Source organism: Streptomyces sp. NPDC050147, from assembly GCF_040660195.1.
Taxonomy (GTDB): Bacteria; Actinomycetota; Actinomycetes; order Streptomycetales; family Streptomycetaceae; genus Streptomyces.
Map to the genome: position 1 here is coordinate 98,281 of NZ_JBFALJ010000028.1, position 17,906 is coordinate 116,186.

At 67.8% G+C, this 17,906-nt stretch carries 18 protein-coding genes and 1 pseudogene; 12 read left to right on the forward strand and 7 right to left on the reverse strand.

From position 1 onward, the window contains the following. The first annotated feature begins 30 nt into the window (after window positions 1-30). The 3 genes from AB0I94_RS33900 to AB0I94_RS33910 all read left to right on the forward strand — a co-directional run bounded on the left by AB0I94_RS33900 (window position 31) and on the right by AB0I94_RS33910 (window position 3,261). Entirely contained in the window at window positions 31-768 is a 738-nt protein-coding gene (locus AB0I94_RS33900) for a D-Ala-D-Ala carboxypeptidase family metallohydrolase (protein WP_363313569.1), read from the forward strand. A 367-nt stretch (window positions 769-1,135) separates the two neighbouring features. Then, complete coding sequence (locus AB0I94_RS33905; protein ID WP_363313570.1) at window positions 1,136-2,611, forward strand: FG-GAP repeat protein; 1,476 nt, start codon at window positions 1,136-1,138, stop codon at window positions 2,609-2,611. Between the two features lie 50 nt (window positions 2,612-2,661). Next, complete coding sequence (locus tag AB0I94_RS33910; protein ID WP_363313571.1) at window positions 2,662-3,261, forward strand: YdcF family protein; 600 nt, start codon at window positions 2,662-2,664, stop codon at window positions 3,259-3,261. A gap of 146 nt (window positions 3,262-3,407) precedes the next feature. On the opposite strand, the gene AB0I94_RS33915 is transcribed toward AB0I94_RS33910, so the two are convergent. The 3 genes and pseudogenes from AB0I94_RS33915 to AB0I94_RS33925 all read right to left on the reverse strand — a co-directional run. Next, on the reverse strand, window positions 3,408-4,331 hold the full coding sequence (locus AB0I94_RS33915) for an endo-beta-N-acetylglucosaminidase H (protein WP_363313572.1): 924 nt from the start codon (window positions 4,329-4,331) through the stop codon (window positions 3,408-3,410). 239 nt (window positions 4,332-4,570) lie between these two features. Further along, on the reverse strand, window positions 4,571-4,903 hold the full coding sequence (locus AB0I94_RS33920; RefSeq protein ID WP_363313603.1) for a glyoxalase superfamily protein: 333 nt from the start codon (window positions 4,901-4,903) through the stop codon (window positions 4,571-4,573). An 87-nt stretch (window positions 4,904-4,990) separates the two neighbouring features. Then, window positions 4,991-5,461 (reverse strand): annotated as a pseudogene (locus AB0I94_RS33925) (diadenosine tetraphosphate hydrolase); the annotation flags it as partial. A gap of 186 nt (window positions 5,462-5,647) precedes the next feature. Here AB0I94_RS33925 and AB0I94_RS33930 point away from each other — a divergent pair. Continuing rightward, entirely contained in the window at window positions 5,648-5,812 is a 165-nt protein-coding gene (locus tag AB0I94_RS33930; RefSeq protein ID WP_363313573.1) for a hypothetical protein, read from the forward strand. 88 nt (window positions 5,813-5,900) lie between these two features. Here AB0I94_RS33930 and AB0I94_RS33935 read toward each other — a convergent pair whose 3' ends face one another. After that, on the reverse strand, window positions 5,901-6,809 hold the full coding sequence (locus AB0I94_RS33935; RefSeq protein WP_363313574.1) for a LysR family transcriptional regulator: 909 nt from the start codon (window positions 6,807-6,809) through the stop codon (window positions 5,901-5,903). A gap of 71 nt (window positions 6,810-6,880) precedes the next feature. On the opposite strand from AB0I94_RS33935, the gene AB0I94_RS33940 reads away from it, so the two are divergent. The 6 genes from AB0I94_RS33940 (at window position 6,881) to AB0I94_RS33965 (ending at window position 13,053) form a co-directional block, all read left to right on the forward strand. Further along, on the forward strand, window positions 6,881-7,849 hold the full coding sequence (locus tag AB0I94_RS33940; protein ID WP_363313575.1) for an NAD-dependent epimerase/dehydratase family protein: 969 nt from the start codon (window positions 6,881-6,883) through the stop codon (window positions 7,847-7,849). Window positions 7,850-7,861: 12 nt separating this feature from the next. Continuing rightward, a complete protein-coding gene (locus tag AB0I94_RS33945; RefSeq protein WP_363313576.1) occupies window positions 7,862-8,773 on the forward strand; it encodes an aldo/keto reductase in 912 nt (303 codons plus the stop codon). A gap of 198 nt (window positions 8,774-8,971) precedes the next feature. Then, a complete protein-coding gene (locus AB0I94_RS33950) occupies window positions 8,972-10,066 on the forward strand; it encodes a hypothetical protein (protein ID WP_363313577.1) in 1,095 nt (364 codons plus the stop codon). A gap of 178 nt (window positions 10,067-10,244) precedes the next feature. After that, the gene (locus AB0I94_RS33955; RefSeq protein ID WP_363313578.1) at window positions 10,245-11,444 is read left to right on the forward strand and encodes an acyl-CoA dehydrogenase; all 1,200 of its coding nucleotides are present in this window, start codon (window positions 10,245-10,247) and stop codon (window positions 11,442-11,444) included. A 102-nt stretch (window positions 11,445-11,546) separates the two neighbouring features. Continuing rightward, complete coding sequence (locus AB0I94_RS33960; protein ID WP_363313579.1) at window positions 11,547-11,990, forward strand: hypothetical protein; 444 nt, start codon at window positions 11,547-11,549, stop codon at window positions 11,988-11,990. A gap of 121 nt (window positions 11,991-12,111) precedes the next feature. Further along, window positions 12,112-13,053 (forward strand): TerC family protein, encoded by a 942-nt coding sequence (locus AB0I94_RS33965; protein ID WP_363313580.1) that lies wholly within the window; start codon window positions 12,112-12,114, stop codon window positions 13,051-13,053. 291 nt (window positions 13,054-13,344) lie between these two features. Here the strand turns inward: AB0I94_RS33965 and AB0I94_RS33970 are convergent, their stop codons facing one another. From AB0I94_RS33970 to AB0I94_RS33980, 3 genes are all read right to left on the reverse strand, one after another. After that, window positions 13,345-14,475: an amidinotransferase gene (locus AB0I94_RS33970; protein ID WP_363313581.1), complete on the reverse strand. Its 1,131-nt coding sequence runs from the start codon at window positions 14,473-14,475 to the stop codon at window positions 13,345-13,347. Continuing rightward, window positions 14,468-15,355, reverse strand: coding sequence for a universal stress protein (locus AB0I94_RS33975; RefSeq protein WP_363313582.1), 888 nt, complete (start codon window positions 15,353-15,355; stop codon window positions 14,468-14,470). Before AB0I94_RS33975 ends, AB0I94_RS33970 begins: the two co-directional genes overlap by 8 nt. 197 nt (window positions 15,356-15,552) lie before the next feature. After that, window positions 15,553-16,125, reverse strand: coding sequence for a DapH/DapD/GlmU-related protein (locus AB0I94_RS33980; protein ID WP_363313583.1), 573 nt, complete (start codon window positions 16,123-16,125; stop codon window positions 15,553-15,555). Window positions 16,126-16,262: 137 nt separating this feature from the next. On the opposite strand from AB0I94_RS33980, the gene AB0I94_RS33985 reads away from it, so the two are divergent. Both AB0I94_RS33985 and AB0I94_RS33990 read left to right on the forward strand, forming a co-directional pair. Beyond that, window positions 16,263-17,198 carry a LysR family transcriptional regulator gene (locus AB0I94_RS33985; protein ID WP_363313584.1) on the forward strand — a complete coding sequence of 312 codons (936 nt, stop codon included), beginning with the start codon at window positions 16,263-16,265 and terminating at the stop codon, window positions 17,196-17,198. 89 nt (window positions 17,199-17,287) lie between these two features. Further along, entirely contained in the window at window positions 17,288-17,821 is a 534-nt protein-coding gene (locus tag AB0I94_RS33990; RefSeq protein WP_363313585.1) for a GNAT family N-acetyltransferase, read from the forward strand. Window positions 17,822-17,906 lie beyond the last annotated feature (85 nt).

Sequence of the window (17,906 nt, forward strand, 5' to 3'; positions counted from 1 at the left end):
CCCATCCCCCGCCACACATGGAGTGCTCTGATGGCCAGACGCACCGTACGACTCGTCCTGTCACTTGTCATGCTCTTTGCTGCCAGCGTGGGCGGTGTCGTGGCCGCCGCCGGAACCGCTCAGGCCGACGGCTGCTACACATGGTCGCGCACCTTGTCCCAAGGGGCCTCGGGCGCCGACGTATCGCAGTTGCAGATCCGGGTAGCGGGTCACGCCGGCAGTGGCGGCGCGCTCGCGATCGACGGCGCCTACGGGCCCGCGACGACCGCCGCGGTCAAACGGTTCCAGGCGGCTTACGGACTGGCCGCCGACGGCGTCGCGGGGCCGGCGACATTCAGCAAGATCTACGCCCTCCAGAAAGACGACTGCACACCGCTCCACTTCACCTACGCCGAACTCAACACCTGCAACTCCACCTGGGCGGGAGGCGCTGTGAGCGCAAGCACCGCGAAGTCGAACGCGTTGCGCACCATGTGGAAACTTGAGGCATTGCGGCACGCGCTCGGAGACCAACCCATACGCGTGACCAGCGGCTTCCGCTCACATGCCTGCAACGACGCGGTCGGCGGGGCAGCCGGCAGCCGCCACCTGTACGGCGACGCGGCCGACCTCGGCGCGGGCCCCCACTCGCTGTGCCGTCTCGCCCAGCAGGCCCGCAACCACGGCTTCAACGGAATCCTCGGCCCCGGCTACCCGGGCCACAGCGACCACACCCACCTCGATCACCGCGCAAGCCGCTTCTGGTCGGCGTCGAGCTGCGGCATCTGAACACACCGACAGGCGCTCCCGGCCCGCGCAGGGGGCGCCTGCGGTGCAACCCGGGGCAGGTCAGGCCGTAGCTGATCCCAGGGCGGCCGTTTCAACGAGCTCTGGACGACCCTTCACCCCCGCCATCGAAACCCTGCGCGGCCTGATCCTCGGCACCGAGATCGGCAACAACGGCCGGCTCACCGTCGTCTGGTGCCTGAGCCTCGCGGCCCACGGTCCTTGGCTGCTTCTGCATGAACCTGACACCGGCGAAGGGCGCGGCTGGTGGTACGGAGTTCATCGGTGGGACGCACTCCGTACAACCAGAGCCACCCTTCGCCGGTCACACCAGACAGACCCGCACCCCGTCGACCGAGTGGGAGCCACCGTGCCGCACAGCCGCCGCATTTTGACGTACGCCATCGCGGCCGCCGCTGCGGCCACCGCCGGGTTCGCGCTCCCGCCCGCCGCCGCAGCCGCACCCCGTACCACCACGAGCGACTTCAACGGCGACGGATACGCGGACCTCGCCGTCGGCGTCCCGGACGGGACCGTGGCCGACCAGGCCAAGGCCGGATACGTGAACGTCGTCTGGGGCGGCCCGAAGGGCGTCGGCGGCCACGGAAGCATCCGCGTCACCCAGGCCACCCCCGAGGTCCCCGGCACCCCTGAGGCGGGCGATCGCTTCGGCGCGTCCGTGGCCCTGACGGACCTCAACGGCGACGGCATCGCGGAACTGCTCGCCGGTGTGCCGGGTGAGGACGTCACCGACCGCGGCACGGACGCGGGCATGGTCATCGCCGTAGGCGGCTCGAAGAACGGGCCGGGGCCGGCGTCGACGGTCCTGACCGGGCCGTCGCCGTCGGCCGCGTACGGCACATCGGTCGTGGCGGCCGACCTGACCGGCGGTGGCAACAAAGCCATCGTGATCGGCGGCACGGACAAGGTCGTCGCCCGTGTCATCCAGGGCGAGGACAGCATGGTCACCACAGTCGTCGCCGCCCCCATGGGCGGCCGTGCCCCCGTCCTGGCCACCGGCGATTTCGACAGTGACGGCACGGCGGACCTGGCCGTGGCGTACTGGACCGCGGGCGCCCCCGACACGCGTTCCCACGTGCGCCTGTGGAAGTGGGACGCCGACCGGTCCGAGATGGCCAACTTCTGGAACACGGACAACGCCGGGGTCACCGCCCTGGCCGCCGGCGACTTCGACGGCGACGGCCACGACGACCTGGCGCTCGGCGAATGCCGTGAGATCGCCGACGAGAACATCGACGACCCGTGCGGTCCCGAAGAACTCGCCAAGGGCGGTGGCGTCCACGTCCACTACGCAAGCGCCACGGGCGGCCCGTTCGGCAGCCGCGCCCAGACCCTCAACCAGGACACCGCAGGTGTGCCGGGGGCGGCCGAGGTCGGCGACCGCTTCGGCGCCGCCCTCGCCGTCGCCGACGTCGACCGCGACGGCCGCGACGACCTGATCGCAGGCGCTCCCGGTGAGGCCATCGGAAGCAGAACGGGGGCGGGCGCCGCCTGGCTGCTGCGCGGCGGTGCTCGGGGCCTGCTCGACGCAGGCGGCGCTGCTACGTCCGTCGCCTGGAACCAGGACACATCCGGTGTCCCGGGCGTCGCCGAGTCGGGTGACACCTTCGGCGCGGCGATCGCCGCGGGCGACCACGACGCCGGCGACGTACCGGACGTCGCGGTCGGCTCCCCGGGCGAGAACTCGTCCCTGGGCGCCGTATGGCTCTTCCCCGAAGGCCAGGCCAACGGCTCGGCGGCCTTCTCGCCCCGCACGCTCGGCCTCCCGTACCTATCCACGGCTCACAAGTACGGCAAGCCGCTGAGCAGCCACACACGTCCGTAGCGCGGTTGGTGCCTTCGCTGCTCGATTCCGCGGTGCCCTAGAGTCGCCGCATGCGACGAAGGACAGGACTGGCGATAGCCGGGGCTGCGGTCCTGGCCTGGGGCGAGTGGTTGAACTGGCGCTGGTCTCGAACCCTCGTGGGCAGCAGCGGAGGCACATCCGAAGCCGTGGTGGTGTTGGGCTACCGGAACCCCCAACCGACGGCGAACTTCGTCAATCGCTGGCGAGTCCGTGCTGGGGCCCGCTCCGTTGCTGCTGACAACGCGCGAGACACACGCGTGATCTTCAGCGGTGGCGCGGTCGGCGGTTGCGCTTCGGAAGCCCAACTGATGGCTGACTACGCCAAGTCGGTGTGGGAGTTCGACGGCCCCGTGCTCCTCGAAGACCAAAGTGCGTCGACATGGGAGAACATCGCGAACGTAATCCCCTTGCTCGAGGACGTCGATCGCATCAAGATCACGTCCCAGCCGGCTCACGCGCTCAAGGCCCGCGCGTACGTACGGCGGCAGCGCCCAGATCTGGCGGAGAAGCTCGTGCGCGCGGCTGACTACCGCCCCGGCGAGTGGGTGGTCGCCAAACCGCTGCTGGCTCTGTACGGACTTTGGACACTCCGCGGGCTCAGGGCCGATGAAAGAAGGACTTCGCCATAAGCAGCCGCCGCTGCCCCTGCCTCTGAGCCGCGACCGCGCCCCCGACATCGTTGTCGAGGGCGCGGCCTGCACGGGTCGGCGAATCACATCCCTACGGGATGCGGCACACTCCGAAGGGGCACCTTGCGCCGAGGCGTGCGGTCGCCCTACGGCGTGTAGACGGCGTCACTGCCGTACAACTCCCTGGTGAACGCGGAGACTTCGGCACTGCGGTCGGTGCCGTCGAGGTTGTACGTCAGATAGACGCCGTACCCCTCGTTTACGGTGCGGCGGGCGAGGTTGGCGGACGTGCTCTGCGAAGTCCGGCCGATCTCGACGGCCGCCGGCGAGAGTTTCGACTTGGGCAGTGCGATGCCGGGGACCTGCCAGGTGCCGTAGTACGGGTTCCAGGCGTAGTCGAACTTGGAGGAGATGTCGACGCCACCGTAGGACAGGCGCGAGGCGGCCGGACCGATGTTGTAGAGACTGATGATCTTGTTCGGCATGTTCGCGCGCAGTGCCGTCACCAGGTGCACGAACGAGCCGGCGTTGGGCTGGCCGGTGCCGTTGTTCCCGTACTCGGCGTACTCGTCGTCGAAGTCGATGCCGTCGAGGCCGTACTTGGTCACGGTGTCCGAGAGTTGTTTCGCGAACGCCGAAGCCGCCCGCTGGGACGGGAAGTTGGCGAAACCAGCGCCCTGGTGGTTGCCGAGCACCGAGAGGACGACCTTGATGCCCTTCTGCTGCAACGGCCGTATCTCCGTGGCGGCGTTGTCGAGGACGCGCTGCACGTTCTCGTTGAAGTGCAGATACGCCGCCTTCTTGCCCGGGTCGTAGTTGATGTTCGCCGCGAAGATCACGGCGACGTCGAAGGCGTTGCCGCCGCCGTTGGCGAGCGTGTACTTGCCGACGTTGCGCATGCTGTTGTTGTTCACCTCGACATACGCCACCGAGGTCGGTCCCTGTTTCGCGGGAGCGGGAGCGGGGGCCGCTGCCGCGCCGGTCGTGGCGGTCGCGCCGAAAGCGAGGGCCGCGACGGCCGAGAGCGCGAGTGCGGCGGTCCGCACTCTGCTCCGTACCAGAGTGAACATCGTTGATCGGTCTCCCATCGCGTGGTCGGCGCCCGACGTGTTCGGAAGCGCCGAGTGAGCTCCCCGATCTTTTCGCTCCCGTGACCGAATCCCCAGAATGATGTACGAACTCTTCACGACTCCCACCCATGACTCACCACAACCAAGCGCGTGGGCGCGCGAGTTGAGGCCGAAGATCAGCGGGCGGTGTACTACTGAGAGAGATCAGCGGCTTCCCTGCCGGACACTGCCGGCGAGCGTCACTCCGTCGGCGTGCCGATCCGAAGCCGATTGCCGTCGGGGTCGCGCAGCTCAATCTCACGCGCCCACGGAACATCCCTCGCCTGCACACCGAACTCGGAGGCGATGGCCTCGACATCCCGAACGCGGAGGTAGACCAACGTGTCGGGGCGGGCGTCACCCTTGTGCTCCGACAAGAACAACCGCACCCCGCCCCGGGCAACCTCGACGAACGCGGGAAGTCCCGGTTCAAATCGGTGTTCCCACTGCTTGGCGAAGCCCAGTCGCTCGTACCACGCGACTGCCGCCGCAGCGTCCTCGACGCAAAGAATGGGAATGACTTCCTCGTCCATGGATCCATCGTCGCAGACCGCCCGAAGCGGACGTTGCCTGATGCCTCCCATGACCTTCGGCTGACCGTCACCGATCACCGGGCCCGCCGAGCCCAGCCGGGCCAGTTCACTGCTGATCGCATCTCGCAGCACGTCATGCTGCGGACCGAGCCTGAACTGTTCGTCACTCCACCGTTCACGCGGATAGAGCCACACCGGAGCACACGCCACATCGGCCTGCTCCCACTCGAACCGCGGCCAGACATGCGCATGCAAGAACGGGTCCCTGTTCCCCAGAATCTCCAGGTTGACCCGCCGGAAAGCCGGATCCAGCCGCCGACAGGCACGCTCGACCGCTTCACCGAGCTGGTCCATGTCAGACAAGAACGACGACCGCTTCGCCCTCGGCAGGTCCGACAACCGCTGCACTTTCGGCTCATCCACGAGAAGAACCGAGTAGCCCGGCAGGAACTGAACATCACCGATCACGGCGAAGCCCGACGACAACCGTCGCAATACGGTGGGGTTCTCGCCCCGCAGCGCGGTCCCGATCCGGTCCGTCCGCCAGTCACCAGTCATGGCCAAAACCTACAGTCCGGTCGTCAAGGGCCGCTCGTTCGGGAAGACCCCGGCCGACCACCGCTGAAAGGGCCTTTCTGTCCGCGCCGTCGTGACCAGCCGTGCGGTTCCGGCGTTGGCAGTCAAAGCCCCCTTCATCACCGTCCAGACCATCTCGGGACGGCCCCGAGCCAACCAGGACAGCCCATGAACACCCAGATCATCTATCTTGCCGACGACGTCGACAGCGACACCGACGGCGTGATGGCCCTCGAGCAGACGACCGGCACCGTCGCCTGGGGCCCCACCCGCGCCGAAGCCGAAGAGCGCATCCGCGAGAGCCTGCACGCCCAGCGTGCAACCACGAGTTGAGCACACGCTCGAACCGCCACAGCTGAGGGCGCTCACCCGTTGTGCCAACCGGCAACCACGGCCATCGACAACCCTTGCGGGGCCGCTGTCAGCTTTCCTCCAGCGTTTCTATTTGCTCCTGGAGAGCCTGTATCACCGTCATGACCTGCGGGTTGTTGCGTCGGAGGATGGTGGCCACGCCGATGTGCCGAGTCGGTGTCGGCGGTGCGACAGGGACAGTGCGTACCCCTGCGATCTGCGGGGCCAGGGCGATGGAGGGGATCAGTGAGATTCCCACGCCTGCGGCGACGAGCGAGCGGGCGAAGAAATAGTCGGTCGTCGTGCTGCGCACCTCCGGGTCGAAGCCGGCACGCTCGGCGTAGCGACGTAGGTACGCCTCGGTCTTGAGGCAGCCAAGTACCCAGGGGTCGTCGGCCAGTTCAGCGATGTCAAGTGACGCACGGTCGGCCAGCCGATGAGCGTCGGGCAGGACGACATGCAGAGGATCCTTCATGAGCGCCGTCCACGCCAGGCTGGAGCTCGGGCCGAGCCGACCGGGCAGCGGGCCGTCGAAGTGATAGGCGAGGGCGACGTCCACGGCGCCCTGACGCACCAGTGGCAGGCTGTCTTCGGGCTCGGCTTCCCTGACGTGGACCACGGTGTCGGGATGGGCGGCGGCCAGAGAGGCGAGCGCGCCGGGCAGCAGGAGCCTGCCTCCGCTGGTGAAGGTCGCAATGGTGATCTGGCCGCGACCGCTGCCGAGTCGGTCGACTTGCTGCTTGGCGTGTACGAGTTCCGCGGCGACCGACTCGGCAGCCCCCACCATGATCCGGCCGGCCGGAGTGAGGGTGACTCCGCGGGTGCTGCGCGCAACGACCTGGGCGCCCAGACTGCGCTCGAGTGCGGCGACATGCTGGGAGACGGCGGAGGGGGTGAGGTGGAGAGCTGCCGCCGCCTGGTTGAAGCTGCCGTGTTCGGCCACGGTCCGCAGGACCCGGAGCCGCTGCACATCGATCAACAGTATTCCTTAATACGTATCCAGTAAGCAGGCACTTCTACTGGCGACTTTAGGTGGTCAGGATGAGGCGCATGCAAAGAATCTGCGTGGTCGGCGGAAGCCGATACTTCGGCAAGCTCCTGGTGCAGCGCCTACAGGCGACAGGCCACCAGGTCACCGTCGTCAACCGCGGCTCCACCCCGGCGCCGGCAGGGGTCGAGCACCTCGTCGCCGACCGCGATGACGAGGCCGCCCTGATCGCCGCACTGGGCGCCCGCAGCTTCGACGTGGTCGTGGACCAGGTCTGCTACACGCCGGTTCAGGCCGCAATCGCCGCCCATGCCTTCGGCGGCCGCACTCAGCGCTACGTCATGACCTCCACCATCGAGGTCTACGATCCGGCGACCGCCGCGCTGCCCATCGCCCCGACCGGAACACCCGTGCATGAACAGGCGGTTGATCCGGACACGTGGCGGGTGCAGATGGATTTGCCCTGGCACGACGCGGCGTATCTGGAAGCGCACTACGCCGAGGGGAAGCGGCAGGCAGAGGCCGTCTTCGCGCAGCATCACGGGTTCCATTCCGCCGCTGTGCGCAGCGCCCATGTCCTGGGCGGTGGTCCCCAGGAGTTCACCGGCCGACTGGCGCACTACATCGAGCACATCACGAAGGGCACTCCGATCACCGTGCACGACCAGGCCCTGCCCACGGTCTTCATCCATTACCGGGAGCTGGCCGACCTGCTGGTGTGGGCAGCCACGGCGACAGACTTCACCGGCCCGCTCAACGCGTGCTCCGACGGGCCGCTCGATGCCCGCGCGCTCAGTGCTGTGATCGCCTCACAGGCCGGCACCCAGGCCCTTTACCGCAGCGTCAGTGTGGGCGAGTCGGCCTCACCGTTCTCCTTCGACCGCCACTACGCCATGAGCAATACCCGCGCCAAGGAACTGGGCTTCTGTTTTTCCCACACCGCCCACTGGCTCCCCGGCGTCGTCACCGAAGCCCTCGACGCATACACGGCCTCGGCTACGTCGACCGCACGCGCCGCACACACCACCTGAGGAGCAGACACCATGCGTTACCGCTTCATCGGGGACACCTCCGTGAGCGCCGTCGGCCTGGGCGCCATGCCGCTGTCCATCGAGCACCGCCCGGACGAGCAGCGGGCGATCGCCACCATCCACGCGGCCCTGGACGCCGGGGTCACGCTCATCGACACCGCCGACAGTTACCACTGGCACGCCGGCGAAGCCGGACACAACGAACTCCTCATCGCCCGCGCCCTGGCCCGTTCTGGCGGCGACACCTCCCACCTGCTCGTCGCCACCAAGGGCGGCCGGGGACGCCCCGGCGACGGCAGCTGGACCGTCGCCGCCGCCCCCTCCCACCTCAAGCGCGCCGCCGAAGCGTCCCTCAAACGGCTGGGCGTGGAGGCCATCGGCCTCTACCAGCTGCACAAGCCCGACCCGGCCGTGCCCTGGGCGGATTCCGTGGGCGCGCTGCGCGAACTGCTCGACGCGGGCACCATCCGATCCGCCGGGATCTCCAACGTCACCACGGAACAAATCCGCGAGGCGCACGCCATTTTGGGCGAGGGCCTCGTCTCCGTACAGAACCAGTACTCGCCGGCCGTCCGCGTCAGCGAGCCCGAGTTGCGGCTGAGTACTCAGCTGGGCCTGGCCTTCCTGCCCTGGAGCCCTCTGGGCGGCATCTCCCGAAGCTCCCTCGACGGCCCCGGCAGACCGACCGCTGCTGTTCACACGGCCTTCCACCGCATCGCGGTCAGGCACGGCGTCAGCCCACAACGGGTCGCCCTGGCCTGGCTGCTGACCCGCTCCCCGGCGATGATCCCCGTACCGGGCGCCAGCCGCCCGGCGTCCATCCGGGACTCCGCCAAGGCAGCCGGACTCGAGCTGAGCGAAGCCGAACGGTTGCAGTTGGACGACGCACCGCAGTCCCCGAGCGTCGATCCGCACAGTCAATGATGCCGAGGAGGGAGGTCAGTAGGCGGGGCGCCGGCCAACTCATGCGATTATGCGGACGGTTCGATGTACCGGCGCACCCATGACTGATCAGACGGTCGAGCGATTGAACCACGGGGGCATCGAGGAACCGAGCAATCGACCAATCGAGCAGCATGGGAGTGCGGTGTGAGCGGGGCTGGGGGGCAGGACGGGTCGTCCGTGTCTGATGAGGAGTGGGAGCGGTTCCTTCGTGAATCGGTGGGCGGTTCGGCCGGGGCCCCCGTAGAGCCGTCGGCGCGCGCCCGTGGAGTGGAGCGGCGGCTGCGAGAGCGCTCGGGTCAGCCGCCGGAGGGCTGGCGTACGTACTCACCGGCCCGGCCCCGGCGCAGGACCGGCTGGTACGTGGCGGGGCTGGCCGCGGCCGTGGCCCTGCTCGTCGGGGGCCTGTTCCCGCACCAGGTCATCGGCTGGTTCGGTGGCAACGACGACGGGCAGGACAAGGCGCCGTTGGCCGCCGAGTCACAGAAGCCGCGCACGGCTCCCGGGGCCGAGCCCGGTCTGCGCCCCACCCCTGCCGAACCGTTCCGCGGTTCGCCCGCGAGCCGCTGGGCCGACGGAGCGGCAGGAATCACGGTGCCACCGGCCAAGGCGACCGGCTGGATGGACGCCGCCCAGGTCGAGACGGCGTTGCGGCAGAGCCGACGCTTCCTGGTGGCCGCGGGGCTCGATCCCCGCGTGCTTCGCGGCGAACGGCCCACGAAGGCGATCGCGCTGCTGAACCCGCACCAGAAGGACGTGCAGGAGTATCTCCGTACCGCCCTGTCGTCGAAGACGCCCACTTCCGAGACCGACCCGCTGCTCCTGTTCAGCCGCTTCCGGCCCGAGCAGGCCCGGTTGGCCGGTGACGTGGTCAAGACGCGCGGTCGCCTCACCTACCGGGAGGGGAAACGGGGGGCGCTCGAGGTGACAGCGGACGTCACCTTCGTCTATCCGGTCACCCCGGCGCGCGACGGCGAGCGGGACGCCGAGGTCGTCCGAACGATCGTGCGTCGCGAGACGGTGATGAGCTGGGACGACCCCGCCAAGGTCATCACCGAACCGGGCACGATGTCCCTCGTGTCGTACACGCTCGACATGACCAACGGCGGCTGCTCCGACCCCACCGGTTACTTCACGCCGCCCTTCGGCACAGCGGACGAGCAGCCCACCGACAAGGCCCACCAGGTCGACCCGTACGACCGCAGCAAACCGATCGACACGAGCAACGGCACGCCGGCCACGGGCACCGACTGCGCAACTGCTACCCGCTCCTGACGCCTGCGGTCACGCGTCTCGCGTCACGCCCAGCGCCCGGTGCATTGGGAGAGGTTGTGGACGGAGCGTGATCGCTGGTACTCAGGGGCAGGCACGTGTGCCGCCGCCGACCCCCGCTCTTCTGCCGTTCCCTGTCATCTGCCGCCCAGGCAGCACTAGTTGTGAGGAGTGACCACCCATGGCGGTCTCGGCCGGACTGCACGTCAGCCCGGAATTTCCCACGATGCTCGAGCGAATCGACGTACTCGGCAAGGCTCTTGAGGCGGGCGCGGACGCGGCCGAGGAGCTCGGCAGACTCACCGACGACACCGCGCGGGAGTTGCTCGGCACCGGGGTCGTGAGGGCCGCGCTGCCACTGGACCTCGGTGGCTACGAGTTCTCCCCGCGCCAACTGATGGAGACAGTCGAGCGGGTCAGCTACCACGATGCCTCTGCCGGCTGGACGATGATGGCCCTGCAGTTGATGACCGGTACCACCGCGGCCTACCTCGACGCGGTCGCGGCAGCCGACCTGTTTCCGGACGTCGCGGGCGGAGACCACGCGTTGTTGGCAGGGCATGGCACTCGGCCGGGCCGGGCCGTTCCGGTGGGCGGTGGCTATCTGGTGAGCGGCAGTTGGCAGTTCGCCTCGGGAATGGCGCACGCCACCCATATCCACAGTGCGATCCAGGTCGAGGGCACCGGTGAGCTGCGGGTGCTTGCGATGCCGAAGTCACAGGTCGAACTCGTCGACAATTGGGATGTGCTGGGGCTGCGTGCGACGCACAGCATCGACTATCACTGCGCCGATGTGCATGTCCCCGCGACGCACACGTACCTCGCCACGACGACGGACCCGGCCAACGGCGGCGCTATCTACCGCCTCGGCTTGGTCAACATGTCCGCGATCGGGCACACCGGCTGGGCCCTCGGCGTCGGGCGGCGCCTGCTCGATGAGCTGAAGTTGGTCGCCGCGGCCAAGTCCGGCACACGTAACGCCGCGGTCGGTACCGCTCAGTTCCACGCGGAGTACGCGACGGCCGAAGCCAGGCTTCGTTCGGCGCGGGCATGGGCGATGGAGGTATGGCGAGGCGTCGAAGTCACCCTGGAAGCGGGCGAGGTGCCGAGCACCGAGCAGGACACGCTGCTCAGGCTGGCGCTCAACCACACGACATGGACCGTGCAGGACGTGGGCCAGACGGTGCACCGATGGGCTGGGACGGCGGCGATCCGACGCGGGCCGATCGACCGGTTCCTGCGTGATCTCGGCACAGGCACCCAGCACATCACCTCGAGCCCCACGGTTCTGCAGAACTGCGGGAAGTGGCTCAGCGGCGCGCAGCCCCGAGCACACTGGGAATTCCTCGACTTGGCGCCTGACCAACAGGCCGGCGAGTGAGCGTCGGCGCGTAAGAGGGCCCAGCCTCGTTCGGAGCTGTGATGGTGAAGACCATTTCACAAGCGCACAATAGAAGGGAGCGCCTTCCGGAAGGAACGGGCCATGAGCAAGAACAGCCGTGCCCGGCACTCATCGGCACAGCCGCCCCAGGGGTGGGGGCAGCGCGCCGAGGGCATGCCCAGGCCGGGAGACGGCCAGGAGCGGCCGCACGGAGTCCCTCACGAGCATCGGCGGCCTCCCCCTCCTCCGAGGAAGCACGGCCGCGTCTTCTTCTGGTGCTTCCTGGCCCTGCAGATCATGTTCCTGGTCTGGATCATCGCGGGCATCACCTCTGCCGGCGGGACCCCCGATTCGTGCGAGGGCCTGACAGGGGACAGCCTGGAAGCGTGCGAGAACGCCGGCACCCTCGGAACCACCATCGGCGTCGGTCTCATCCTCGCATTCTGGATGGCCACAGACGTCATCGTGAGCCTGACCTACCTGATGTACCGAATGGTGAGCGGCCAGCGGCACGACGGCAGTCGGCGGGGCCCCTCCCCCGAGTAAGAGATCACGTCGCTTGGCGGTCGTCGCGTCCGGAGCGGCAAGCGCCCCCAAGGACAACCGCGGCCGCATCCCGCAGACTCGAAGTAAGGCTGTCGGTCGACCGTGTCTGAGGGGTCGGATCGTGCACGAAGTACCGATGTGGTTGTGGCTGGTCTTCGCCATCACCGTGCTGGTGTCGTTGGCGGTCGATCTGCTTGCGCACCGGGAAGCACACGTCATCGGTTTCCGGGAGGCCGCCGCCTGGAGCGGGGTCTGGGTGGGTCTGGCGATCACCTTCGGCGCTGTCGTCTTCCTCGTGGTCGGTACGGATGCCGGTGTGGAGTACACGACCGCCTGGCTTCTGGAGAAGAGCCTGTCGGTCGACAACCTCTTCGTCTTCGCCCTGATCTTCGGCTACTTCCGGGTGCCACGGGCTTACCAGCACCGCGTGCTCTTTCTGGGCGTCCTGGGCGCCCTGGTGTTCCGCGGCATCTTCCTCGCCGCCGGTGTGGCCGTGGTCAGCCGCTTCACCGCCGTACTCTTCGTCTTCGCGGCCGTCCTCTTCTACAGCACCTACAAGATCCTCAAGGAAGAGGACGACAGTTTTGACCCCGGCAAGAGCATCGCCGTAAGGCTCCTGCGCAAGATCATCCCGGTGCGGGACGAATACGCCGGGGCTCATTTCTTCGTCAGGGAAGCCGGACGACGCGTGGGCACCCCGCTGCTGGCCGTCGTCGCCGCGATCGAAGCCGCCGACCTCGTCTTCGCCGTCGACAGCGTTCCCGCCGTCCTGGCCGTCAGCAATGACGCTTTCATCGTCTACACGAGCAATGCCTTCGCCATCCTGGGCCTGCGCGCGCTGTATTTCATGCTGGCCGGTCTGCTCGACCGATTCCATTACCTCAGCGTGGGCCTGGCGATCATCCTCGCCTTCATCGGCGTCAAGCTCGTCCTTCAGGCATCCCATAAGACGATCAACAGCGCCATCCCCGAGATCCCTTCGCTTCTCAGCCTCGCCGTCATCGTCGCCGTACTGGCCACCTCTGTCGCAATCAGCGTGCTGCGCCCTCCCCCCGACACCTGATCGGTGCCAAGTCAAAAAAATCAACCAATTCCCTTCTAAAGCCGCTTAAAATTGTCGTAAACTATGGTCATGAAAGCGCAGCCGAAGCCAGAGACGAACTCGTCGACCCAACACGTCTGCCGCTCATGCAAACAGCCGGTGGGCACCGTGGTGGAACGGCACAAGACCATGGGCGTCTACGTCCCCCACTGGGTCGCGGGCCCATGCCACCAACCGCGTTGCGACCAGTACGTACCGGAGCAGGCGCCGGTCAGCTCAGTGCGCAAGTCACCTGAGAAGACCTGACCGGAGTCAGTCGAAGTAGGATTCCAGCGTGCCGCGGCGCCGGACGTCGAGCGTCGCGCAGTGGAACGATCCGCCGAACGGTGCGTAGTGCAGCAGGTCGCACGGGATCGGTTCGAACCCCCATCTCTCCAACGCGCGCAAGGTGTCGGTGTGGTGTCGCTCCGCGATCACCCGCTTTTCGTCGATCATGAGCACGTTCATGTTGAGCCACTTGCCGCACATCGACGTCATCTTGAGCAAGCGCTCGTCGAGGGGGTTGGGCTCCGGGGCGACCAGGATCTCCCACGAGCTCAGAACGTCGGGCAGGCGGTCGACGTCGATGTACTCGGGGTTGATCAACACCTTTCCTGGCGCGAGCAAGAGGAACGTCGTGTCGATGTGCATCGGGGTACGGCAGCGGCTCTCGATCTCGTGAATGCGATATCCGCTTCCGAGATGACGGCGCAGCCATTCGATGCCCATCTGGTTGGTGACATTGCTCCGCGTCACGAACAAGTCGCGTCCCGCGCGCACGAAGTCCGCCGCGTCGAAGACCGGCTCGAATTCGGTGAGGATGTAGCGCATGGGCTCATCGCCCTCAGGGATGCTGAAATCAGCCTCGAAGAGTTCGTCGGTGAGCTGCGGCCTGGGCGCCGCCGTCCAGCGTGCGCCGCGCCGGAAGTATTCCTTGAGGACCGTGCGGTACGAGTGCGTCTCGAAATACCGGCACGGCCAGGCCATCGGGGTTTCGATGATCTCGTCACCGATCACGAGCATGCTGTCGCGCGGACAGGTGTTGCAAAATCCGCGCGACGACCATTCGGGGGTGCCGAAACGTTGCTTGTGCACGACCTCGTCCGGGCGCCTGACCGTGACGCCGAGGGACTCCAGGAGAGCCACGAACTGATCAAGCTCCTGCTGCGCCGGCTCGATCAGCAGGCTCGGATACTCGAAACCGCTGGCAAGCCCCTGCAGTCGCGCCGCCCACGGCGGGATGTTGCAGGCCACGACCGGATGACTGGAAGGGATCGTCGCGCCCTCCAGCCGTCCGACGATGATCTCCTCCAGCGGGTCCCACTCGTTGTGGGAACTGACCGGTGAAACGGCGGTTTCCGCGGCGTCGAACAGCTCGCCGGGCCGCTCTCGCCGGTCACTCATCTCGGGAGGGGATCGAGGGCACTACAGCCACCGGACAAGCGGCGGTGTGCAATGCCTCACCACTGATCGACCCGAGCATGAGCCGTCGCACGCCCGTACGTCCGTGCGAACCGACCACCAGCAAGCAGGCCCTTTGTGATGCTTCCGCCAGGACCGTCGCGGGCCGGACGCGTTCCACGTGAAGCTCGACCTTGACTTCTGGATACCGGCTTGCGCGCTTGGCGGCCTCCGCCGCCAGCACCTGGCGCGCCCTCTCGTCGAGAGCCGCGAAATCGGGCGCCACCATGCCGGGCCCGGCGGGCATCTGGCTCGCGTGGAACGCGCCATGCACCATCCGAAGGTCCACTCCCCTCAGGGCAGCCTCGGCGTAGGCGAGATCCAAGGCCTCGCCCGACACGTCACGCACGTCCACCCCCACCACGACCGGGAGACCCCTGACGGCGCCTGCCGACGGGCGGACGACGACCACGGGACATCGAGCGTGAGTGGCCACCTGCCAGCTCACCGAGCCCAGGGGCAGGCGGGCGAACCCACCGCTGCCGCGGTGCCCGATCACCAGCCAGGGCACCCCCGCGGAACGCTCCACCAGCGTGGCCGCCGGCCGTCCGGCCACCACTTCGGCCGTCACCGCGACGTCGGGGAACTCCGACTCGACGAGCTGCGCCATCGGCGCCAGAACCGCCGGGACCGATCGTTCCACCGGGCTGGTTCGCTGCTCGGCGTCCGTCGGAGGTGGCTTCTCGGCGGCGTGCAGGAGGTGCAGCGGACGGCCGTGCGCCGACGCGTGCCGCGCGGCGTAACGCACGACCGCGTCCTGGTTGTCCCCTTGCTCTACGCCCACCAGGACGGGCCGCGTCGCTTGGTCGTCGTGGGTCACCATCGTTTCTCCCTGCCGATCGGTTCCAGCGGACCTGCGAGCACTGGTCGTACCGAGTACCCCCACACCAGGACTTAACCAACAAATATGCCTATAAAGAGCTTGATCCCTTCCCTGGCCAGTCGGCAAGCCCGCCACTCCCCCGCTCCCCCTTTCCCTCATTCCCTCATTCCCGCATTCCCTCATTCGCGAATCGAGACCTACGAGCGCTGCTGGCCTTCGGGTTCGTCGTGCCACTGCTTACGGGCGTACGCGGCCGGTCCGGTCACCAGGGCGTTCGGGGGAACGTCCTTCGTGACGACGGCTCCGGCGCCGACCACGGCACCGCGTCCGATCGTGACACCAGGGAGAACTGTTACGGCCGCGCCGAGCCATGCGTTGGCTTCGATCCTGATGGGCGCCCGCGTGTAGAAGTCGATGCGCTCCGACGCCATGACGGGGTGGTCGGAGGAGATGAGGTTGGTCTTCGGACCGATCAGGACGCCCTCGCCCAGGTGGATGCCGCCCTGGTCCAGGAAGGTGCAGCCCTGGTTGACGAAGACGCGCTCCCCGAAGTCGATGCCGAGCCCGTGGTCGGTGTAGAAGGGCGGATAGACGGTGACGGAGTCGGGGAGCTGCTTGCCGACGATCTCGGACAGCAGGGCCGCGCGGGCGGCTTTGTCGTCGAAGGGCAGGACGTTGAGGCGCGAGGTGAGCGTGGTCACGTGCTCGATCCGCTCGGCCACCCGCTCGAACTCCGGAGTGCGGACGTACGTACGGTTCGGATCTGGCATGAAAGTTCCTCACGATGGGCGACAGATGCTCAACCAATGGTTGGCCGAAGTAATCAAAGCCGTCGGGGGATGCCGGGATCAAACAACGAACGCGGGGGGAATGATCAACCTTTGGTTGTCCGCATAAGATGAGCCGCATGGACGTCATGGCCGTGCGCACCTTCGTTGCCGTTGTGGATACGGGACAGTTTCAAGAAGCTGCCGCCGATCTGCGGATCACGCCGCAGGCCGTCTCCAAGCGCGTCGCCGCGCTGGAGAAGGAGCTCGGCGTCCAGCTCTTCACCCGTGATGCCCGCGGCGCGCGGCTGACCATCGACGGGCAGGCGTTCTTGCCTCATGCCCGCTCCTTCCTCGACTCCGCTGAGCGCGCTGTCGCGTCCGTCCGGCCAGGCCATCGGGCTCTGCGGGTCGATGTGATCGGGCGCCAGCTCTCGCTGGCGGGGTTGCTGCGCGGCTTTCATCGCGCCCACCCGGAGATCGAGCTGGATGTCGTGACGATGTTCGACTCCGACGCGGCCATCGCCGCTGTCCGGGACGGGACGATCGACGCGACGTTCCGTGCCGTGACCATGCCGGGCCAGCAGCTGTCCCAAGGCGTGGAGGCGACTCCAGTCTTCGACGAGCCACTGCACCTGTTCACCGGCCCGCGGCACGAGTTCGCGAACGCCCTCGCGCTCTCTACGGCCCAGCTCGCCGGACGGCGCATCTGGATGCCCGGCAATCTCCCCGGCACCGAGTGGGCCGCCTACTACGCCGAACTCGCCGCCGCCTTCGGCATCATCATCGACTCAGTGGGACCGGACTTCGGCATCGAAGCCCTGCTCGACACCATCTCCGGCTCCACGACGCTGGCCACCTTCGTCAGCGAACAGACGCCCTTGGTCTGGCCGTCCGGCTACACCCTGCGCCGCATCCCTCTCAAGGACCCGACCCCGGTCTATCCGCACTCGCTGCTCTGGCGTGCCCACAACCCTCATCCCTCGCTGGCCGCCCTGTGTCGCCATTTCACCGCCGCGTATCCCGGCCGCCCCAACAGCGGCATCTGGACACCCACGTGGAGCCACCCCACGTAGCCGGACGCCGGCCTGCGCGCCGGCACACTTTAGGGCGTGTATCGGAAGTGGCTGTCGGGGTGGCATGAACGGCTGCGATCATCTGTGCCATGACTGTTGGTGGGAATGCTGATGTGGTCTTTCTCCGTGCTGATGCCGAGCGTATGGATGACGTGCTGAGCGTGCTCGATGAAGCTGCGGGCTGGCTTGAGGCGCGGGGGATCGACCAGTGGCCTTCGCGCTTCGAGCGCGCATGGGTGGAGGAGGCAATCTCTCGAGGCGAGACGTGGCTGGTGGAAGTCGGGGGCAAGGTGGCGGGGACTGTCACCGTCGACTGGTCAGACCCGCTGTGGGTGGATGCGGGTGGCACTGCGGGATACATCCACCGGATGGCGGTTCGCCGCTGGGCGTCGGGCATGGGTGCCGTCATCCTCGACTGGGCCGCCGGCGGTGCGCGGCGGCGCGGAGTTGACGCTCTGCGCCTGGACTGCGTGAAGTCCAACGGCCGACTGCGTTCCTACTACGAGGCGCGAGGCTTCGTCCACCGTGGTGACGTGTCAGTGGGCGGCGCCCCAGGTCAGCGTCACGACGACGGCCCAGTGACCTGGGTCAGCCGCTACGAGACGCGCCTCGATGCTGGATGAGTGGCCCGCCATAGCCACTCGTTGATGGCTGCGCCTTGTCGTCACACACCCGATGGGGCCGGGTGCGCGGTCGGCCCAACCTCAG

Excerpts from the sequence above, each read along its gene's own strand:
- AB0I94_RS33900 (WP_363313569.1), top strand. The coding sequence starts at position 31 with ATGGCCAGACGCACCGTACGACTCGTCCTGTCACTTGTCATGCTCTTT.
- AB0I94_RS33910 (WP_363313571.1), top strand. The coding sequence starts at position 2,662 with ATGCGACGAAGGACAGGACTGGCGATAGCCGGGGCTGCGGTCCTGGCC.
- AB0I94_RS33915 (WP_363313572.1), bottom strand. The coding sequence starts at position 4,331 with ATGTTCACTCTGGTACGGAGCAGAGTGCGGACCGCCGCACTCGCGCTC.
- AB0I94_RS33920 (WP_363313603.1), bottom strand. The coding sequence starts at position 4,903 with ATGGACGAGGAAGTCATTCCCATTCTTTGCGTCGAGGACGCTGCGGCG.
- AB0I94_RS33930 (WP_363313573.1), top strand. The coding sequence starts at position 5,648 with ATGAACACCCAGATCATCTATCTTGCCGACGACGTCGACAGCGACACC.
- AB0I94_RS33940 (WP_363313575.1), top strand. The coding sequence starts at position 6,881 with ATGCAAAGAATCTGCGTGGTCGGCGGAAGCCGATACTTCGGCAAGCTC.
- AB0I94_RS33945 (WP_363313576.1), top strand. The coding sequence starts at position 7,862 with ATGCGTTACCGCTTCATCGGGGACACCTCCGTGAGCGCCGTCGGCCTG.
- AB0I94_RS33955 (WP_363313578.1), top strand. The coding sequence starts at position 10,245 with ATGGCGGTCTCGGCCGGACTGCACGTCAGCCCGGAATTTCCCACGATG.
- AB0I94_RS33960 (WP_363313579.1), top strand. The coding sequence starts at position 11,547 with ATGAGCAAGAACAGCCGTGCCCGGCACTCATCGGCACAGCCGCCCCAG.
- AB0I94_RS33970 (WP_363313581.1), bottom strand. The coding sequence starts at position 14,475 with ATGAGTGACCGGCGAGAGCGGCCCGGCGAGCTGTTCGACGCCGCGGAA.
- AB0I94_RS33975 (WP_363313582.1), bottom strand. The coding sequence starts at position 15,355 with ATGGTGACCCACGACGACCAAGCGACGCGGCCCGTCCTGGTGGGCGTA.
- AB0I94_RS33980 (WP_363313583.1), bottom strand. The coding sequence starts at position 16,125 with ATGCCAGATCCGAACCGTACGTACGTCCGCACTCCGGAGTTCGAGCGG.
- AB0I94_RS33985 (WP_363313584.1), top strand. The coding sequence starts at position 16,263 with ATGGACGTCATGGCCGTGCGCACCTTCGTTGCCGTTGTGGATACGGGA.
- AB0I94_RS33990 (WP_363313585.1), top strand. The coding sequence starts at position 17,288 with ATGACTGTTGGTGGGAATGCTGATGTGGTCTTTCTCCGTGCTGATGCC.